The 17,039-nt window shown below is 66.3% G+C and carries 17 protein-coding genes; 7 read left to right on the top strand and 10 right to left on the bottom strand.

The window, feature by feature from the left end:
• Nucleotides 1-23: 23 nt before the first annotated feature.
• The 3 genes from H977_RS0116235 to H977_RS0116225 are packed head-to-tail and all read left to right on the top strand — an operon-like array spanning nucleotide 24 to nucleotide 1,499.
• A complete protein-coding gene (locus H977_RS0116235) occupies nucleotides 24-341 on the top strand; it encodes an ArsR/SmtB family transcription factor (protein ID WP_029108839.1) in 318 nt (105 codons plus the stop codon).
• Nucleotides 338-886, top strand: a complete 549-nt coding sequence (locus H977_RS33340) for an SRPBCC family protein (protein WP_051288890.1) — start codon at nucleotides 338-340, stop codon at nucleotides 884-886. The genes H977_RS0116235 and H977_RS33340 overlap by 4 nt, the downstream gene beginning before the upstream one ends.
• Nucleotides 867-1,499 (top strand): flavodoxin family protein, encoded by a 633-nt coding sequence (locus H977_RS0116225; protein WP_029108838.1) that lies wholly within the window; start codon nucleotides 867-869, stop codon nucleotides 1,497-1,499. The genes H977_RS33340 and H977_RS0116225 overlap by 20 nt, the downstream gene beginning before the upstream one ends.
• Here H977_RS0116225 and H977_RS0116220 read toward each other — a convergent pair.
• The 4 genes from H977_RS0116220 to H977_RS0116205 form a co-directional block, all read right to left on the bottom strand.
• Complete coding sequence (locus H977_RS0116220; RefSeq protein ID WP_029108837.1) at nucleotides 1,465-2,841, bottom strand: FAD-containing oxidoreductase; 1,377 nt, start codon at nucleotides 2,839-2,841, stop codon at nucleotides 1,465-1,467. The two genes, H977_RS0116225 and H977_RS0116220, sit on opposite strands and share 35 nt — an antisense overlap.
• 3 nt (nucleotides 2,842-2,844) lie before the next feature.
• Nucleotides 2,845-3,327 carry a DUF4126 family protein gene (locus H977_RS0116215; RefSeq protein ID WP_029108836.1) on the bottom strand — a complete coding sequence of 161 codons (483 nt, stop codon included), beginning with the start codon at nucleotides 3,325-3,327 and terminating at the stop codon, nucleotides 2,845-2,847.
• An 89-nt stretch (nucleotides 3,328-3,416) separates the two neighbouring features.
• Nucleotides 3,417-4,271, bottom strand: a complete 855-nt coding sequence (gene hisG / locus H977_RS0116210) for an ATP phosphoribosyltransferase (RefSeq protein ID WP_029108835.1) — start codon at nucleotides 4,269-4,271, stop codon at nucleotides 3,417-3,419.
• 15 nt (nucleotides 4,272-4,286) lie between these two features.
• Nucleotides 4,287-4,568 carry a phosphoribosyl-ATP diphosphatase gene (locus H977_RS0116205; protein ID WP_029108834.1) on the bottom strand — a complete coding sequence of 94 codons (282 nt, stop codon included), beginning with the start codon at nucleotides 4,566-4,568 and terminating at the stop codon, nucleotides 4,287-4,289.
• Nucleotides 4,569-4,605: 37 nt separating this feature from the next.
• Between H977_RS0116205 and H977_RS0116200 the strand changes: the two genes are divergently transcribed.
• Nucleotides 4,606-5,082 (top strand): DUF7956 family protein, encoded by a 477-nt coding sequence (locus tag H977_RS0116200; protein WP_155946672.1) that lies wholly within the window; start codon nucleotides 4,606-4,608, stop codon nucleotides 5,080-5,082.
• Here H977_RS0116200 and H977_RS0116195 read toward each other — a convergent pair.
• Together H977_RS0116195 and H977_RS0116190 are read right to left on the bottom strand one after the other, a co-directional pair.
• On the bottom strand, nucleotides 5,055-6,680 hold the full coding sequence (locus H977_RS0116195) for a sugar porter family MFS transporter (protein ID WP_029108832.1): 1,626 nt from the start codon (nucleotides 6,678-6,680) through the stop codon (nucleotides 5,055-5,057). The genes H977_RS0116200 and H977_RS0116195 overlap by 28 nt on opposite strands.
• Before the next feature lie 57 nt (nucleotides 6,681-6,737).
• The gene (locus tag H977_RS0116190; protein WP_029108831.1) at nucleotides 6,738-7,421 is read right to left on the bottom strand and encodes an HAD family hydrolase; all 684 of its coding nucleotides are present in this window, start codon (nucleotides 7,419-7,421) and stop codon (nucleotides 6,738-6,740) included.
• Between the two features lie 76 nt (nucleotides 7,422-7,497).
• On the opposite strand from H977_RS0116190, the gene H977_RS33335 reads away from it, so the two are divergent.
• Nucleotides 7,498-7,695 carry an NmrA family NAD(P)-binding protein gene (locus tag H977_RS33335; protein ID WP_051288905.1) on the top strand — a complete coding sequence of 66 codons (198 nt, stop codon included), beginning with the start codon at nucleotides 7,498-7,500 and terminating at the stop codon, nucleotides 7,693-7,695.
• 3 nt (nucleotides 7,696-7,698) lie between these two features.
• Here the strand turns inward: H977_RS33335 and metH are convergent, their stop codons facing one another.
• Nucleotides 7,699-11,469 carry a methionine synthase gene (gene metH / locus H977_RS0116180; protein ID WP_029108830.1) on the bottom strand — a complete coding sequence of 1,257 codons (3,771 nt, stop codon included), beginning with the start codon at nucleotides 11,467-11,469 and terminating at the stop codon, nucleotides 7,699-7,701.
• Between the two features lie 447 nt (nucleotides 11,470-11,916).
• On the opposite strand from metH, the gene H977_RS0116170 reads away from it, so the two are divergent.
• Entirely contained in the window at nucleotides 11,917-12,795 is an 879-nt protein-coding gene (locus H977_RS0116170) for a PAC2 family protein (RefSeq protein ID WP_029108829.1), read from the top strand.
• Nucleotides 12,796-12,878: 83 nt separating this feature from the next.
• On the opposite strand, the gene H977_RS0116165 is transcribed toward H977_RS0116170, so the two are convergent.
• The 3 genes from H977_RS0116165 to H977_RS0116155 form a co-directional block, all read right to left on the bottom strand.
• On the bottom strand, nucleotides 12,879-13,772 hold the full coding sequence (locus H977_RS0116165; RefSeq protein WP_029108828.1) for an SDR family oxidoreductase: 894 nt from the start codon (nucleotides 13,770-13,772) through the stop codon (nucleotides 12,879-12,881).
• Between the two features lie 38 nt (nucleotides 13,773-13,810).
• On the bottom strand, nucleotides 13,811-15,049 hold the full coding sequence (mshC, locus tag H977_RS0116160) for a cysteine--1-D-myo-inosityl 2-amino-2-deoxy-alpha-D-glucopyranoside ligase (RefSeq protein WP_029108827.1): 1,239 nt from the start codon (nucleotides 15,047-15,049) through the stop codon (nucleotides 13,811-13,813).
• Between the two features lie 103 nt (nucleotides 15,050-15,152).
• Complete coding sequence (locus H977_RS0116155; protein ID WP_029108826.1) at nucleotides 15,153-15,914, bottom strand: 3'(2'),5'-bisphosphate nucleotidase CysQ; 762 nt, start codon at nucleotides 15,912-15,914, stop codon at nucleotides 15,153-15,155.
• Between the two features lie 78 nt (nucleotides 15,915-15,992).
• Between H977_RS0116155 and H977_RS0116150 the strand changes: the two genes are divergently transcribed.
• Nucleotides 15,993-17,024 carry an alpha/beta fold hydrolase gene (locus tag H977_RS0116150; protein ID WP_155946671.1) on the top strand — a complete coding sequence of 344 codons (1,032 nt, stop codon included), beginning with the start codon at nucleotides 15,993-15,995 and terminating at the stop codon, nucleotides 17,022-17,024.
• Nucleotides 17,025-17,039 lie beyond the last annotated feature (15 nt).

Here is a 17,039-nt window from a genome sequence, read left to right as displayed (position 1 = left end):
AGATGTAATGCGATACTCGACTCATGGACGTGTTCGAGGCAGTCGCCGAACCCAGCCGGCGCGCGTTGCTCGATGCCCTCGTCGATGGCGAACGCACCGCAGGCGAGCTGGTCGCCACCCTTCCGGGGCTGACCCAGCCAACGGTGTCACGGCACCTACGGGTGCTGCGAGAGGTCGGCCTGGTCGAGGTGCGGCCCGATGCGCAGCGCCGCATCTACGCCTTGCGCGCCGACGGCCTCGTGCAGATCGACGAATGGATCAAGCGGTACCGCCGCTACTGGTCGGATCACCTCGACGCCCTGGAACGTCATCTCAAAGCGACCCACAAGGAGACCAAATGACAAGCCGCGAAGGAAAACTCACTGTCGAGGGCGACCGGGCCGCGCTGAGCTTCGAACGCCGCCTGCCCTATCCCGTGGCCGCGGTGTGGGCCGCCATCACCGATCCCGGACAGCGCGGACAATGGATGGGCGAAACGACGATCGACGGCCGCGAGGGCGGCACGATCGAGATGATTCCGCATTCACCCCCGATCCCGCCGCAGCAGAAGAAGATGACCGGGCGGATCCGGGTATGGGACCCGCCGAGGGTTTTCGAGCACGAGTGGAACCAGGCCGTCCTGTCCGCCCCCGAATCCGGCGTGGTGCGTTACGAACTCATCCCCGACGGCGAGGGCACGTTGCTTCGTTTCACACACCGCGGTCTGACGGTCTCCGACGGGCAGGGATTCCACCCCGGCACCCACGCCTACCTGGACCGGTTGGAGGCACATCTCGGCGGACAGCCCTTGCCGGACTGGGCCCGGCGCTATCAGGAAGTCGCTCAAAAACTCGGAACCCAATGGACCGCAGAGACAGGAAATGACCATGCTGCACAACGGAACTGACATCGCCGCACCCACCGTCGCGGTGGTTTACCACTCCGGGTTCGGTCACACCGCGACCCTGGCCGACGCGGTCGCCGCCGGCGCCGCAGACGCCGGAGCCGACGTCACCGTGATGCACGTCGAGAGCATGACCGATCAGGACTGGGACAGGCTGGACAACGTCGACGCCATTATCTTCGGCAGCCCCACCTACATGGGCAACGTCTCGGCGGGATTTCAGGCCTTCGCCGAGAAGACCGGCCGGCGATGCATGGAAGGCAGCTGGCGGGACAAGGTGGCCGCGGGCTTCACGAACTCGGGAGGCAAGAGCGGCGACAAGCTCAACACGCTGAGTTCACTGGCGGTCTTCGCCGCCCAGCACCACATGCATTGGGTGAACCTGGGTTTGGGCGCCGGCTGGACCACCTCGTTCAGTAGTGAGGACGAGCTCAACCGGCTCGGCTTCTTCCTCGGCGCCGGCGCTCAGACCAACGTCGATGCCGGACCCGACCAGGTGCACCCGGCTGACGTCCAGACCTGCCGTCACCTCGGCCATCGTGTCGCACTGGTGACGCGTCAGCTCAACATCGGCCGCACGCTCAGTCCAGCGGCTTCAGCTCCTGCAGCATCGTAGGCACCAACTCACTGACCGTCGGGTGGATGTGCATGGTGCGCGATATCGCGGTGTAGGGCAGTTTCGCGGTCATCACATCGAGGATGGAATGCACCACCTCATCCCCGCCGACTCCCAGGATGGCCACTCCGAGAATCTGTTCGGTCTCGGCATCCACGACCACCTTCATGAAGCCCTGGGTCTCGCCTTTCTCGACCGCACGGCCGACCCGGGTCATCGGACGCTTGCCCACCAACGCTTTTCGGCCGGACTTGCGCACCTGATCGACGGTCATGCCGGCCCGCCCCAGCGGTGGGTCGATGTAGAGCGCGTAGGTGGTGACGCGGTCGCTCACCCGGCGCGGATCATCGTCGAGCAGATTGGCGGCCACGATCTCGAAGTCGTTGTAGGACGTGTGGGTGAACGCGCCCTTGCCGTTGCAGTCCCCCATCGCCCAGATGTGCTCTGCCGTGGTGCGCAGCTGATCGTCGACCACGACATAGCCACGTCCGTCGAGGTCCACGCCGGCGTTCTCCAGGCCAAGGTCGTCGGTGTTGGGCATCCGTCCCACCGCGAGCAGCAGGTGCGTGCCCGCGATCGGGTCCGCACCGTCGCGCGGCGTCACCTCGAAACCGTTCTCGCGCTTGATGAATCGGATGCCAGTGGCGTTGAGCACCACGTCAATTCCCTCGGCCCGCAGGATCTCGGCGATGGTGGCCGAGACGTCCTCGTCCTCGCGCGAGGTGAGTCGCGGTCCCTTCTCGATCACCGTCACCCGGGCTCCGAAGCGGCTGTACATCTGCGCGAACTCCAGCGCGATGTAACTGCCGCCCACGATCACCAGGTGCTCGGGTACATGGTCGAGATCCAGGATTCCGACGTTGGTCAGATAGTCGATACCGTCCAGGCCGGGAAACTCGGGAACCACGGCCCGGCCACCGACATTGAGAAAAACCCGATCGGCTCGCAGTGTTCGGCCGTCGACGTCGATGGTGTGCGGGTCGATGAAGCGGGCGTGGCCCCGCACGAGCACCGCGCCGTCCATCGTTTCGAGCCAATCCTCGACACCGGAACGGTCGGCCAGCATGATCGCGTCCTTGCGCGCCTTGACCTTGGCCATGTCGATGGCGACATCGCCTGTGCCGACACCGAAATCAGCCCCGCGCCGCGCGAGATGGGCCGCATGTGCACTGGCCACAAGGGTTTTGGTGGGAATGCACCCGTAGTTGACGCAGGTGCCGCCGACCAGCTTGCGTTCGATCACCGCGACGCTCTGTCCCGCCGCGGTCAACCGGCCTGCCAACGGCGGCCCGGCCTGACCCGCGCCGATGACGATCGCATCGAAATGTTGCGCGGCCGTCATGAGCTAGATGACCGAGGTCAGAGCCGCGATGGCGAAACCGCCGAGTACGGCGACCGCATCCTCGAACAGCGCGACGGGCAGATCGTGGCCGTCGTTGCGGGCTACCAGACGCTTGCGCGCCTCGTAGCCGCCGAGGGTTCCGATCACGGCGCCGATCAGGGCGGCACCGAGCGCGGTGAACGTGTAGCCCCACGCGGTGCCGATCACCGCACCGGCGAATGCACCGGTGATCAGGCGGGCGACGAACTGCATCGGGGTCTTGCGGCTGGGCGTGCGCGGCAGCTGATCGGTAACCAACTCCCCCACAGCAAGAATGGTCAGCACGGTGACCGTGATGGGGTGCGCCAACCACTGGGCCCAGGTGCCGTCGAGGTTGATCCAGCTCAATGCGGCCGCCCACGCCACCGCGGCCGGTGCGGTGAACGCCCGCAGCCCGGCCACCACGCCGATGAACAGAGCCAACAAGAGAACCAGAAAATGCGTCACGGCAACCTCCGAGGCCTGGAATTGTCCCCCGGACGCTAACACGCAACGTGCCGCCGCACCGGCCGATCAGAGACGGCGGTGTCTGCCCGTCAGAAGCGGCAGAACCGAATATCCGATGCCAGTATCGCTTTGGCCCCGATCGCCGAGATCTCATCCATGATGGCGTTGACGTCGCGCCGCGGTACCAGAGCCCGCACAGCCACCCAGTCCGGATCCGCCAGTGGCGCGATGGTCGGTGACTCCAGACCCGGCGTCACGGCGGTGGCCTGCTCCAAAACCGCACGCGGGCAGTCGTAATCCAGCATCAGGTATTGCTGGCCGAACACCACACCCTGCACGCGCGCTGTCAGCTGATCACGCGCGGACGCATTGCCGTCGCCATCGGAACCGTCGCGTTCGATCAGTACCGCCTCCGACTCGCACAGCGGCGCACCGAATGCCACCAGACCGTGCAGTCCCAGGGTCCGACCCGAGCCGACCACGTCGGCGATCACGTCGGCGACACCGAGCTGAATCGAGATCTCCACGGCGCCGTCCAGCCGGATCACCGACGCCTCGATCCCCTGCGCCGCAAGGTCCTTGCGAACCAGGTTCGGGAACGAGGTGGCAATCCGCTTGCCCGCCAGATCCTGCGGGCTCCACTCGCGGCCGGCCGGTCCGGCGTAACGGAAGGTGGAGTTGCCGAAACCCAGCGCCAGGCGCTCGCGCACCGGAGCGTCGGAATCGGCGGCGAGGTCGCGCCCGGTGATCCCGAGGTCGAGCTGACCCGAACCCACGTAGATCGCGATGTCCTTGGGCCGCAGGAAGAAGAATTCGACGTTGTTGACCGGATCGACGACGGTCAGATCCTTGGGATCACGCCGACGCCGGTACCCGGCCTCGGCGAGGATCTCGCCGGCCGCTTCGCTCAGCGAGCCCTTGTTGGGCACCGCGACGCGCAACATCTGATCGGCCACGGCTCACAACTTCCGGTAGATGTCGTCGAGGGTCAGGCCCCGGGAGATCATCAGCACCTGGGTCCAGTACAGCAACTGGCTGACCTCCTCGGCCAGCGACTCGTCGCTCTCGTGCTCGGCGGCCAGCCAGACTTCGCCGGCCTCCTCCAGGATCTTCTTACCGAGCCCATGGACGCCGGCGTCAAGTGCTGCCACCGTGCCGCTACCGGCAGGTCTGGTGCGCGCTTTGTCGCTGAGTTCGGCGAACAGGGCCTCGAAGGTCTTCACAGGCATGAATTGTTTCATGCTCGGCAGGGGTCGATTTGTGGGGTTCCATGGAGTGGTGAGCGAACCCGTCGGCGACGCGCTGCCGACCTACACTGCCCGGATCACGGCGATCCACGAGATCCTGACCAAACACGTGACCATGGAGGGCCTCGTCCAGAACAATCGGCTCGCCAACCCCATCCGGCCGCTCGATTGCCTGGCCGCGTCCTGGGGCACCGATCTGGATGCGCTTCCGACCCTCACCGTGTCGATCCACCCGGTGGACGACTTCGCCGCCGAGGTCGAGCAGCTGCGCTACGGCGCCGACCTGACGCGGGGGACCTACGAGACGCAACGTGCCGAACCCGATGAATTCGCCCTGGTGCAGGAACAACTGGGCAGCGTCTGGGTGGTCGTCGGGCACTGTGAGGTCTATCTGGCGCACCGCGACATCGCGCCGGAAAAACTGGTCGGGGCAGCGGTCGAGATCGCTCGCACCGTCGGCCACGCGCCGTATACCGACGATTACGAGCCGCCGCCGGAGCCGCGCTGAGCGCTCATCGCCTCGACGTGCATGTCCTCGAGGTGTTTGCCCTTGGTTTCCTGGACCCACTTCCAGACGAACAGCAGTGACAGCAATGCACACAGCGCGTAGAACCCGTATGCCACGCCCAACATGTTCCGCAATTCGGGGAAGGAAACGGTGATCAGCCAGTTGGCCACCCACTGACCCGCGGCCGCCAGGCCCAGCGCGGCGGCGCGGATGCGGTTGGGGAACATCTCGCCGAGCAGTACCCACACCACCGGGCCCCACGACATACCGAACGCCACCACGAAGAGGTTGGCCGCGATCAGGGCGATGGGCCCGGCCGCACCGCTCAACTGGGGCTGCCCGTCGACCTGCGGTGCGGTTCCGAAGATCACGGCCATGGTGCCCAGGGTGATCGCCATACCGGTGGACCCGATCAGCAGCAGCGGTTTGCGCCCGATCTTGTCGATCAGCGCGATCGCGATCAACGTGGTGACGATGTTGGTCAAGGAGGTGATCACGGTGATGGTGAACGCCTGACTCTCCTCGAATCCGACGGCCTCCCACAACACATTGGAGTAGTAGAAGATCACGTTGATGCCGACGAACTGCTGGAATATGGACAGCCCCAAGCCAACCCAGACGATGCCGTAAAGCCTGCTGATCACGGCCACCCCGATGCCGAGCGCACCGAAGACCACCGCAAGGATCCACAACCCGGCCGAAACCGACGCCACGGCCAGGACGATGAACACCAGCAGCAGCCACCACACGTACCGCCGCACCCACGCGGTGAACCCGCCTACGGACACGCCGGGAACGCGCGGCTTGAGCAGATCCTGCCAGGACGGCGGCTTTTCGGACTTCAGCGAGTCCTCGATCCGGTGGATGGTGATCTCCAGGTTCTTCTCGCCGAGCAGCATGGACAGAACCTTGCGCGCCTCAGGGATACGGAACTTGGCGACGAGGTACCGCGGCGACTCGGGGATCGTGTAGGCCAGCAGGCCGTACACCAACGCCGGGATCGCCATCACCAGGAACATCCAACGCCAGGCCGGTAGCCCCAACCACAGCTCTTCTCGGGAGCCGCCGGCCAGATGGGCCAGGAGATAGTCGATCGACAGGGACAGGAAGATTCCGGTCACGATGGCCAACTGCTGTAGAGAACCCAGTCGACCGCGGATGCGCGGCGGCGCTGTCTCGGCGATGTACGTCGGTGCGATGACGGAGGCCACGCCGACACCGAGGCCGCCGATGATGCGGAAGACCACCACCACCCAGATGTGTGTGGCAACGGCCGTGCCCAGCGCGCTGATCAAGAACAGCAACGCCGCGAGCTTCATCACCGACCGCCGGCCGATCCGATCGGCCAACTGACCGGCGGTCAACGCGCCCACCGCGGCCCCCAACAGCGCCGAGGCCACCGCGGAACCCAGAACGACGTTGTTGATCTGGAATTCGTCCTGAAGGGCAGCGACCGCCCCGTTGATCACCGCGCTGTCATAACCGAAAAGCAAGCCACCCAACGCGGCCACCGACGCGATCCGGATCACCTTGCCGCTGTGCTCGGATTCCTCGTAGTCCAGGTCCGATCCAGAATCGTCGGCCGGTCCGTGAGTCATGGCAAGCCCTTCCGCAGCAACGCGTGATCAGGCTCACATTGAATCACACGGGCCGGATCAGGCGGTGCGTTCTCCGACTTGCGAATTCAGCGCCCGGTAGGCAGCCCGCAGGTCCTCGACGCCCAGCGCTGCCAGTGTCTCCACGCGCCACCGGCCAGGGCCTTCGGGCACCTCGATGTCATTGGGTACCACCAGAACGGGGCAGCCGGCCGCTTCGGCCGACGCCGTGCCGGTCACGGAATCCTCCACGGCCAGACAGTGTTCTGCCGGTATCCCGAGCAGGCGCGCAGCCGTCAGGTAGGGGTCCGGCGCAGGTTTGGCCCGGTCCACCTCATCACCGCACACTGTCACGGTGAAGTAATGGCTGCCAATGCTTTTCAAGGCCCGCTCGGTGAGTCCGCGGCGGGTGTTGGTCACCAGCGCCATTGGGATCCCGGCGGCGGTGAGAGCGTCCAGGATCCTCTTTGCTCCGGGCCGCCACGGCAATCCCTGCTCGAAAAGCTCACCGGTGTAGTCATGCAGCCAATCCGCCGACTCGGCCATCGCGGCCGAGTCGCGCTCAAGGCCCAGGTCGTCGTAGATGGTGCGCATCACGCTCTCGGCCGAGCCGCCGACCGTCGATTCGCGTACCTCCGCGGTCAACACTCCGCCCATTCGCGCGTACAACGCGTGCATGGCTATGTCCCAGAGCTTTTCGGAGTCGACGAGCGTGCCGTCCATATCCCACAGCACCGCACGCATGACCCGATTTTGTCACGGCAACGCCGCTGCAGTCACATCAGCAAACGCGTCACACACCTCACCCACGGTGGATTCCATGACGATTCTTGTGACCGGCGCCACCGGAAACGTCGGCAGGCGCATCGTGGACCATCTGATCGGCTTGGGCGCGAACGACATCCGGGCGCTCACCAAAAATCCCGCCAAGGCCAAGCTGCCGTCCGGTGTGAGCGTTGTCACCGGCCATCTCGGTGGCATCGAATCCGGTCTCCCCCGCACTCGAGCAGTTCGGTAGAGCTCAGTCCTCCGGGTTGTAACCGAGGTTGGGGCCGAGCCAGCGCTCGGCTTCCTTCAAGGTCCAACCCTTGCGCTTGGCATAGTCGGCGACCTGGTCCTGGCCCAGCCGGCCGACCACGAAGTACTGCGACTGCGGGTGCGAGAAGTACCAGCCGCTGACGGCAGCACCTGGCCACATCGCCATCGATTCGGTCAGCTCGATGCCCGTCCGCTCCTTGACGTCCATCAGCGTCCAAAGCGTCGCCTTCTCGGTGTGCTCCGGGCACGCCGGGTAACCGGGGGCGGGTCGGATGCCCCGGTACTTCTCACCGATGAGGGCCTCGTTGTCCAGCTGCTCGTCAGGCTGGTATCCCCAGAACTCCTTGCGGACCCGCTCGTGCATCCGTTCGGCGAAAGCTTCCGCCAGCCGGTCGGCGAGCGACTCCAGCAGGATGGCGCTGTAATCGTCGAGGGCGGCCTTGAACTCCATGATCTTGTCCTGGCTGCCGAGTCCCGCGGTGACGGCAAAGGCGCCGACGTAATCCCGGTGCCCGGTCTCTCGGGGAGCGATGAAGTCGCCCAGCGACCGGTTCGGGATGCCGTCGCGGTGCTCACCCTGCTGGCGCAGGTTGTGCAACGTGGTCAGCACCTCGGAACGGGACTCATCGGTGTAGACCTCGATGTCGTCACCGACCGCGTTGGCCGGGAAGAACCCGATGACCGCGTTGGCGGTCAGCCACTTCTCCTTGATCAGGGTGTCGAGCATCTCCTGCGCGTCGTCGTACAGCTTGCGCGCGGTCTCACCGGACGCCGGGTTGTTGAGGATGTCCGGGAACCTGCCCTTCAGTTCCCAGGCATTGAAGAACGGCTGCCAGTCGATGTACTCACGCAGCTCGGCGAGGTCGTAGTCATGAAAATCGCGCACCCCGACGCCCTGAGCGGGCACCGGCGGCGTATAGCCCTGCCACTCGATCGGCGTCCGGTTCGCGCGGGCCTTCTCCAGCGTCAGCATCGGCCGTTCGTTCTTCTGGGCGTGCCGTTCGCGCAGCGACGCGTAGTCGGCCTCGGTGGCCTCCAGCAGTGCCGGCCGCTGCTTGTCGTCCAGCAGCGCCGCCGCCACCGGCACCGAGCGCGACGCGTCCTTGACCCACACCACCGGACCGGTGCGACGCGGCGCCACCTTCACGGCCGTGTGCGCGCGTGAGGTGGTCGCGCCGCCGATCAGCAGCGGGATCTGCAGCCCCTCGCGTTCCATCTCGACGGCGAAGTTGACCATCTCGTCCAGCGACGGCGTGATCAGGCCGGACAGCCCGATGATGTCGGCGTCGTGTTCCTTGGCCGCATCCAGGATCTTGCTCGCGGGCACCATCACGCCGAGGTCGATCACTTCGAAGTTGTTGCACTGCAGGACGACCCCGACGATGTTCTTGCCGATGTCGTGGACGTCGCCCTTGACGGTCGCCATGATGATCGTGCCGTTGGTGTCCTTTCCCGCAGCCGCACCCGACTCGGCTTTCTCCGCCTCGATGTACGGCAGCAGGTATGCCACGGCCTTCTTCATCACGCGGGCCGACTTCACGACCTGGGGCAGGAACATCTTGCCCGCGCCGAAGAGGTCACCGACGACGTTCATGCCGTCCATCAGCGGGCCCTCGATCACCTCGATCGGGCGACCCCCCGCAGCGGCGATCTCGGCCCGCAATTCTTCGGTGTCGTCGTCGACGTGCGCGTCGATCCCCTTCACCAGCGCGTGGGTGATCCGCTCGCGCACCGGGAGACTGCGCCATTCGGCTGCGGCTCGGTCGTCGCTTTCCCCCGAGTTCTTGGTGTTGAACCGTTCGGCGATTTCCAGCAGTCGTTCGGCCGCATCCTCGCGACGGTTCAGGACGACGTCCTCGATGCGGTCCCGCAGCTCGGGGTCGATCGAGTCGTAGGGCACCAGAGCGCCGGCGTTGACGATGCCCATGTCGAGGCCGGCCTTGATGGCGTGATAGAGGAACACCGCGTGGATCGCCTCGCGGACAGGGTTGTTGCCCCGGAACGAGAACGACACGTTTGAGATGCCGCCGGAGATGTGCACCCCCGGAAGGTTCTCCTTGATCCACGCGCAGGCCTCGATGAAGTCGATGCCGTAGGTCGCGTGCTCCTCGATACCGGTCGCGAGCGCGAAGCAGTTGGGGTCGAAGATGATGTCCTCGGCCGGAAAGCCGACCTCTTCGGTCAGGATCCGGTAGGCGCGTCCGCAGATCTCCTTGCGGCGCTGCAGGTTGTCGGCCTGACCCTGCTCGTCGAAGGCCATCACGACCACCGCGGCGCCGTACTTGCGGCACAGCCGTGCCTCGCGGACGAACTTCTCCTCGCCCTCCTTCATGGAGATCGAGTTGACGATCGGCTTGCCCTGCACATTCTTCAGGCCCGCCTCGATCACCTCGAACTTGGAGGAGTCGATCATCACCGGGACGCGGCTGATGTCGGGCTCGGCCGCGATCAGCTTGGTGAACCGGTCCATCGCGGCGACGCCGTCGATCATGCCTTCGTCCATGTTGATGTCGATGACCTGCGCACCGACCTCGACCTGCTGAAGTGCCACCGACAGCGCGGTGTCGTAGTCCTCGGCCTTGATCAGGTTGCGGAACCGGGCGGAACCGGTGATGTTGGTGCGCTCACCGATGTTGACGAACAACGAGTCCTCGGTGATGTTGAGCGGCTCCAGCCCGGCGAGCCGGGTGGCGACCTCGATCTCGGGAACCTTGCGCGGTGGCACACCCTCGACGACCTTCGCGATCTCGGCGATGTGCGCGGGCGCCGTTCCGCAGCAACCACCGACGAGGTTGACCAGACCCCCCTCTGCGAAATCGGCGACATAGCCGGCCTGGCGCTTCGGGGACTCGTCGTACTCGCCGAAGGCGTTGGGCAGGCCGGCGTTCGGATAGCAGGACACGAAGGTGTCGGCGATCCGGGCCATCTCGGCGATGTAGGGCCGCATCTCCGGCGCGCCCAGTGCGCAGTTCAGGCCCACCGCGATCGGCTTGGCGTGCCGGATCGAATTCCAGAATGCCTCGGTGACCTGACCGGACAGTGTCCGCCCGGAAGCATCGGTGATGGTGCCCGAGATGATCACCGGCCACCGGCGTCCACGGCCCTCGAACAGCGTCTCGATGGCGAACACCGCGGCCTTGGCGTTCAGCGTGTCGAAGATCGTCTCGACGATGATGATGTCGGCACCACCGTCGACGAGGCCGTTCGCGGCTTCGAGGTAGGCGGCGACCAGCTGGTCGTAGGAGACGTTGCGGGCTCCTGGGTCGTTGACGTCCGGGGAGATCGACGCGGTGCGCGTCGTCGGTCCCAATGCGCCGGCGACATAGCGGGGCTTCTCGGGAGTACTGAACTCGTCACAGGCCGCCCGCGCCAGGGCTGCGCCCGCGTAGTTCAGCTCGTAGCCCAGCTCGGCCATGTCGTAGTCGGAGAGCGAAACCGCGTTCGCGTTGAACGTGTTGGTTTCCAGGATGTCGGCGCCCGCCTCGAGGTACTCGCGGTGGATGCCCTCGATGATCTGCGGCTGCGTCAGGTTGAGCAGGTCGTTGTTGCCCTGAACGGGGCTCGGCCAGTCCTTGAACCGCTCGCCGCGGTAGCCCTCCTCATCCGGCCGGTCCCGCTGGATCGCCGTGCCCATCGCGCCGTCGATCACCATGATGCGCCGGCGCAGGGTTTCGGTCAGTTCGTCGGTGCAGTCCGGGCGGATGTTCGGCGCAAATGTCGTCGACTCGACGGATTTCGACTGAACAGCGCTCACGTGCACTCCTTCCGTAGCGGAAGGCGTCCTTGACTCTGCCGAGCGTGGCGGATACGGGCGAGAACCCGGAACCGTTGCAACGCCTCTCGACCAGAAGAGTCTACGTCGTCACCTGATAGACGTCTGGACGCCCAACTCGTCGCTGCGATCGATCCCGGCCCACGTGGCGACTTCGGTGCCCTTGAGCAGCGGCTCACCGATCTTGTCAGCAATGTCGTAGTTACCAAGGCTAACCAGATTGCAGCTGAACATATTTCGTCACGACGGCACCGTCACCCACCACCACCGGCATCGACAAGGTGCCGAGCAGGTCGGTCCCGTAGTCAGACACGTGTGCGGCAGCCACATCAACAGGGTAGTCGGTCTATCAAACACCGCTGTTCGGCGCGGCGGCGACCCGCCCGCACAACGGGCTCATCGGCACCCGCCAAGGCTTACGCTGATGGTGTGACACCGTCGTATCCGAACGCCGGCCGGCCGATGAACCTGCCCGAACTGAAGGACGCCACCATCGTGGTCGCCTTCGAGGGCTGGAATGACGCCGGCGACGCGGCCAGTGACGCGCTGGACCACCTGGATGCGATCTGGGAAGCCCAACCGATCGTCGAGATCGACGACGAGTCGTACTACGACTACCAGGTGAACCGGCCGGTGATCCGCCAGGTCGACGGCGTCACGCGGGAGCTCGAGTGGCCGTCGATGCGGATCTCGTACTGTCGACCCCCCGGCAGCAACCGCGACGTGGTGTTGATGCACGGCGTCGAACCCAACATGCGCTGGCGCACCTTCTGCGCCGAGTTACTGGCGATCGCCGACAAACTCAACGTGCAGACCGTGGTGATCCTGGGCGCCCTGCTCGCCGACACCCCGCACACGCGGCCCGTGCCCGTGTCCGGCTCGGCGTATTCGGCCGATTCGGCGAAGTTCTTCGGGCTGGAAGAGACCCGCTACGAAGGCCCGACCGGGATTGCCGGGGTGTTCCAGGACGCCTGCGTGCAGGCCGGCATCCCGGCCGTCACCTTCTGGGCCGCGGTTCCGCACTACGTCTCGCAGCCGCCCAGCCCGAAGGCCACCGTGGCCTTGCTGCGCCGGGTCGAGGATGTGCTGGACGTCGAGGTGCCGCTGGCCGACCTGCCCGCGGCAGCCGAGGAGTGGGAGCAGGCCGTCAGCGAGATGACCTCCGAGGACGAGGAGATCGCCGAGTACGTCGCCTCGTTGGAAGAGCGCGGCGACGCCGAGGTCGATATGCACGAGGCACTCGGCAAGATCGACGGCGACGCGCTGGCGGCGGAGTTCGAGCGCTACCTGCGTCGCCGAGGCCGGTAGCGGCCGACAGACGGTACCGAGGCCGGTAGCGGCCGACAGACGGCACCGAGGCCGGTAGCGGCCGACAGACGGCACTGCGGCCGCTAAGCCTCCGGCTTCTCTGGCTTCTCCAGCGCCTCGATGCGGGCGCTGGTCGAACGACCCAGCGCCGCCGCCTCGGCGTCCAGTTTGGGCAGCAGGGTCGGGGTGAACTTGCGGATGTCCCGCTCGGCCAGCGGCGTGGTGACGAACGGCCGGATCCAGCGGAACGCGCCGACCCAACCCGGGCTGTAGATACGTTTCTTGCGTCCCTCGATGCCCTTGACGAAGGCGCCGCCACAGGCGTCGACGGTCGTGGTCCGGTTCAGTGGCGGCGGCAGCTTGGACAGCATCTCCTGGAACGCCGAGAGGTCCGACTTCGCGTCCTGCACCAGCGGGGTGTCGATCCAACTCATGTGTGCCGAACCGACTTCGACGCCGAGATGGGCCACCTCTAGTCGCAGCGTGTTGGCGAAGTACTCGGCGCCGGCCTTGGAGGCGTGATAGGCGGCCAGTCCGGGCGCCGAGGTGAACGCCGCCAGCGAGGACACCACGAGTACGTACCCGCGACGCGCGATGACCGACGGCAGCGTGGCGCGCACGGTGTTGAACACGCCGACCACGTTGATGTCGATGACACGCTTGAACGCCTCGGGATCCACCTGCATGACAGAGCCGAAGCAGGCGATACCGGCGTTCGCCATCACGATGTCGATGCCGCCGAACCGCTCGACGGCGGCGTCGGCGGCCCGCTGCATGGCAGCCAGATCGCGCACATCGGCCAGCGCCGTCAGCACGTGGTCCTCGCCCAGTTCGGCTGCCAACGCGCTCAGCGGCGCCGCATCGAGGTCGGTGAGGACCAGTTTGGCGCCTCGGCGGCGCAACCGGCGGGCCACCTCGGCACCGATACCGCGCGCCCCGCCGGTGATGAAGACGACTTTCCCGTTGACAGAACCCATGGCGGCAACGTACCCCACCGGGGCTCCGCCGACGAGATCTAAATCTCGACGCCCAGCAACGCATCCACGGTGTCGGCAACCTGCCGTGGCGCGGACGTGTCGTGGCCACCGTAGGCCAGCGCATCGGTACACCAACCATCCAGCGCGGCAAGGACTTTGGGGGTGTCGAGGTCGTCGGCGAGGTACTGGCGCACCCGGGCCACCACATCGGTGGCGTCGGGCCCGGCGGGCAGCGCGGTGGCACTGCGCCAGTGCTTCAGCCGGGCGTTGGCCTCCTCGAGCACGGCATCGCTCCAGAACCGGTCACTGCGGTAGTGCCCGGCGAACAGGCCGAGCCGCACCGCCGAAGGATCCACGCCCTGCGCCCGCAGCCGCGACACCAGTACCAGGTTGCCGCGGCTCTTGCTCATCTTGTGCCCGTCCCAGCCGATCATCCCGCCGTGCACGTAGTGCCGCGCGAAACGCCGCTCCCCCGTGACACATTCGGCGTGGGCGGCAGAGAACTCGTGGTGCGGGAAGATCAGATCGCTGCCGCCGCCCTGGATGTCCAGGCCCGTGCCGATCCGGGTGAGCGCGATCGCCGAACATTCGACATGCCAGCCGGGGCGGCCCGCACCGAACGGCGAAGGCCAGCTTGGTTCGCCGGGCCGCTGAGCCCGCCACAGCAGGGCGTCGAGTTCGTCGCCCTTACCGGGGCGGTCCGGGTCACCGCCTCGCTCGGCGAACAACCGCAGCATGGTGTCCCGGTCATAGCCCGACTCATAGCCGAACTGCGCCGTGGCGTCGGCACGGTAATACACGTCCGGGTACTCGGCGTCCTCGACGACGTAGGCCGCACCCGAGGCCAGCATCTTCTCCACGAGTTCGACCACCTCGGCGATCGCGTCGGTGGCGGCCACATAGTCCTGCGGGGGCAGCACGCGCAGGGCCGCCATGTCCTCGCGGAACAGCTCGGTCTCGCGGTCGCCGAGTTCACGCCAGCCGATGCCATCGCGGTCGGCCCGTTCGAACAGCGGATCGTCCACATCGGTGACGTTCTGCACGTAGTGCACGGTGTGCCCGGCGTCCAGCCACAGGCGGTGCACGAGGTCAAAGGTCAGATAGGTCGCGGCATGACCCAGATGCGTGGCGTCGTAGGGCGTGATGCCACACACGTACATGGTGGCCGTCGGCCCCGGGGTCACCGGGCGCACCTGACGGTCGGCGCTGTCGTACAGCCGCAGCTGCGGACCACGCCCTTCCAGCACCGGAATTGACGGCGCCGACCACGATCGCATGGTCTCGACTCTAAGGTGCTCGCTCAGGACGGCCTCCCGCCGGTCGTGCCCGCACAGTTCTCCCAAGTCAGACAACCGCGCGGACGATTCCATTCCCGACCTGTCACCGCGCCCCCCCGATCGCCTCGAGCAGGACCGGCGCCAGCTCCTTGCGACACATGACGAAGTCCGGCAGATACGGGTCGGCCCGGTTGTACCGCAGCTCGGAGCCGTCCAGCCGGGACGCGTGCAGGCCCGCGGCCAGCACGACCCCTGCCGGCGCGGCCGAATCCCACTCCCACTGGCCGCCGGCGTGGATGTAGGCGTCGACGTCACCGCGCACCACGGCCATCGCCTTGGCCCCGGCCGAGCCGATGCGCACCATGCGGAAGTCGAGCTGCTCACGGATTCGCCACAGCACCGCCGGGGGCCGGTTCGAGCTCGCGGTGATCAACAACGGCCCGTCGCGCCGCGGCGCGGGCGGCATCACAGTGTCGCTGCGGTACACCTCGCCCCTGGCAGGCAAGGCCACCACGGCGTCCGACAACCCACCGTCGGCGCCGACCGACCGCTGCCACAGGGCGATGTGCACCGCCCAGTCCTCGCGGCCGGGCAATGAGAATTCATGCGTGCCGTCCACCGGATCGACGATCCAGACCCGGTCGGCATCGACACGGGCCAGGTCGTCGACCGCCTCCTCGCTGAGCACGGAATCGCCGGGACGAGCCTGAGCCAGGCGATCAAGGATCAGTGCGTTGGATCGCCGGTCCCCCTCGTCGCCGAGGTAATACGGATCGTAGAAACCGATCTCCTCACGAACGGCCAACAACAACTCGCCGGCCTCCTTGGCCACTGCGGCGGCCAGGTCGGCGTCGGTCGAGTGCACCGTCCAAGTATCGGTGGCGGGCAATACCGGTGTCGGATCGGGGCCCGGGATGCGCCGGCGCGCCAGTAACTTGGCAGCGTGAGGCGACTGGCCAAAATGATCCTGCTGTGCACCCTGGCGACTGTGGTCGTGATGACCGGATCGGGCGCGGCATGGGAACAGATCGAACGAAACCGCGCCACCAGGGAGTTTCCCGCGCCGGGCAAGATGATCGATATTGGTGGCCGCTCTGTTCACCTCGACTGTCGAGGCCACGGCTCGCCGACGGTGGTGCTCGAATCCGGCGCCGACACCAGCGGTTCCGCGTTGTGGTTCCCGGTGCATCGACAAGTGGCGAGCTTCACCCGGGTCTGTTCGTACGATCGCGCCGGGCTGATGTGGAGCGAGTCCGCCGGCGACGGGCCACGCGACCCCGTCGCAGTTGTCTCCGATCTCCAGCGAACGCTACGGACGGCAAACGAATCGCCACCTTATGTCATGGTCGGGGCATCGCTCGGCGGCCCATTCACGATGATCTTCACCAAGTATCACGGGAGTGAGGTAGCCGGCCTGGTCTTCGTCGATGCTGCCCACCCAGATCAGACTGACCGGCTGGCGGCAGCGACCGGGCACCCGGAGGAGGGCATCCCCGCAGCATTGAAGGTCCTGCGGTATCTCGTCTGGACGGGCTTGCCGCGACTGCTGATTCCCGAGCCGACCGTGAAGGAATTGCCGCCTGACATCGTGCGCGCAATCGGTGCCTACCAGCCTGTCTCGCTGGCCGCCTCATTCGATGAAGCCCAAGCGATGGAGAGCACGTTGCGCGAGGCCGGCACCTTTCGCGATCTGGGGGACCGGCCGCTGGCCGTCCTCTCCCGGGGCAAGCCCTGGAGCGCATACAGCGAAACCGAGCGGGCCGGCACCAGCATGACCCGGGAACAGTTCGACCGAATGCAACAGGTTTGGTCGGAGATGCAGATGGAGGAGGCGAGTTGGTCCACCCAGAGCACGCATCGCACACTCGACGATTCCAGTCACGTCATTCAGCTGGAGAGGCCTGACGCAGTCGTCGATGCGGTCCGCGCGGTGGTGTCGCAGGTACGCGCGAAAAACGCGGCGTCGACGCGGTAGCCGAAAATTGGTGCA

The organism is Mycobacterium sp. URHD0025, from assembly GCF_000426065.1.
Taxonomy (GTDB): Bacteria; Actinomycetota; Actinomycetes; order Mycobacteriales; family Mycobacteriaceae; genus Mycobacterium.
Note: the sequence above shows the minus strand (reverse complement) of the source record. Positions and strands in the feature narration are given on the sequence as shown.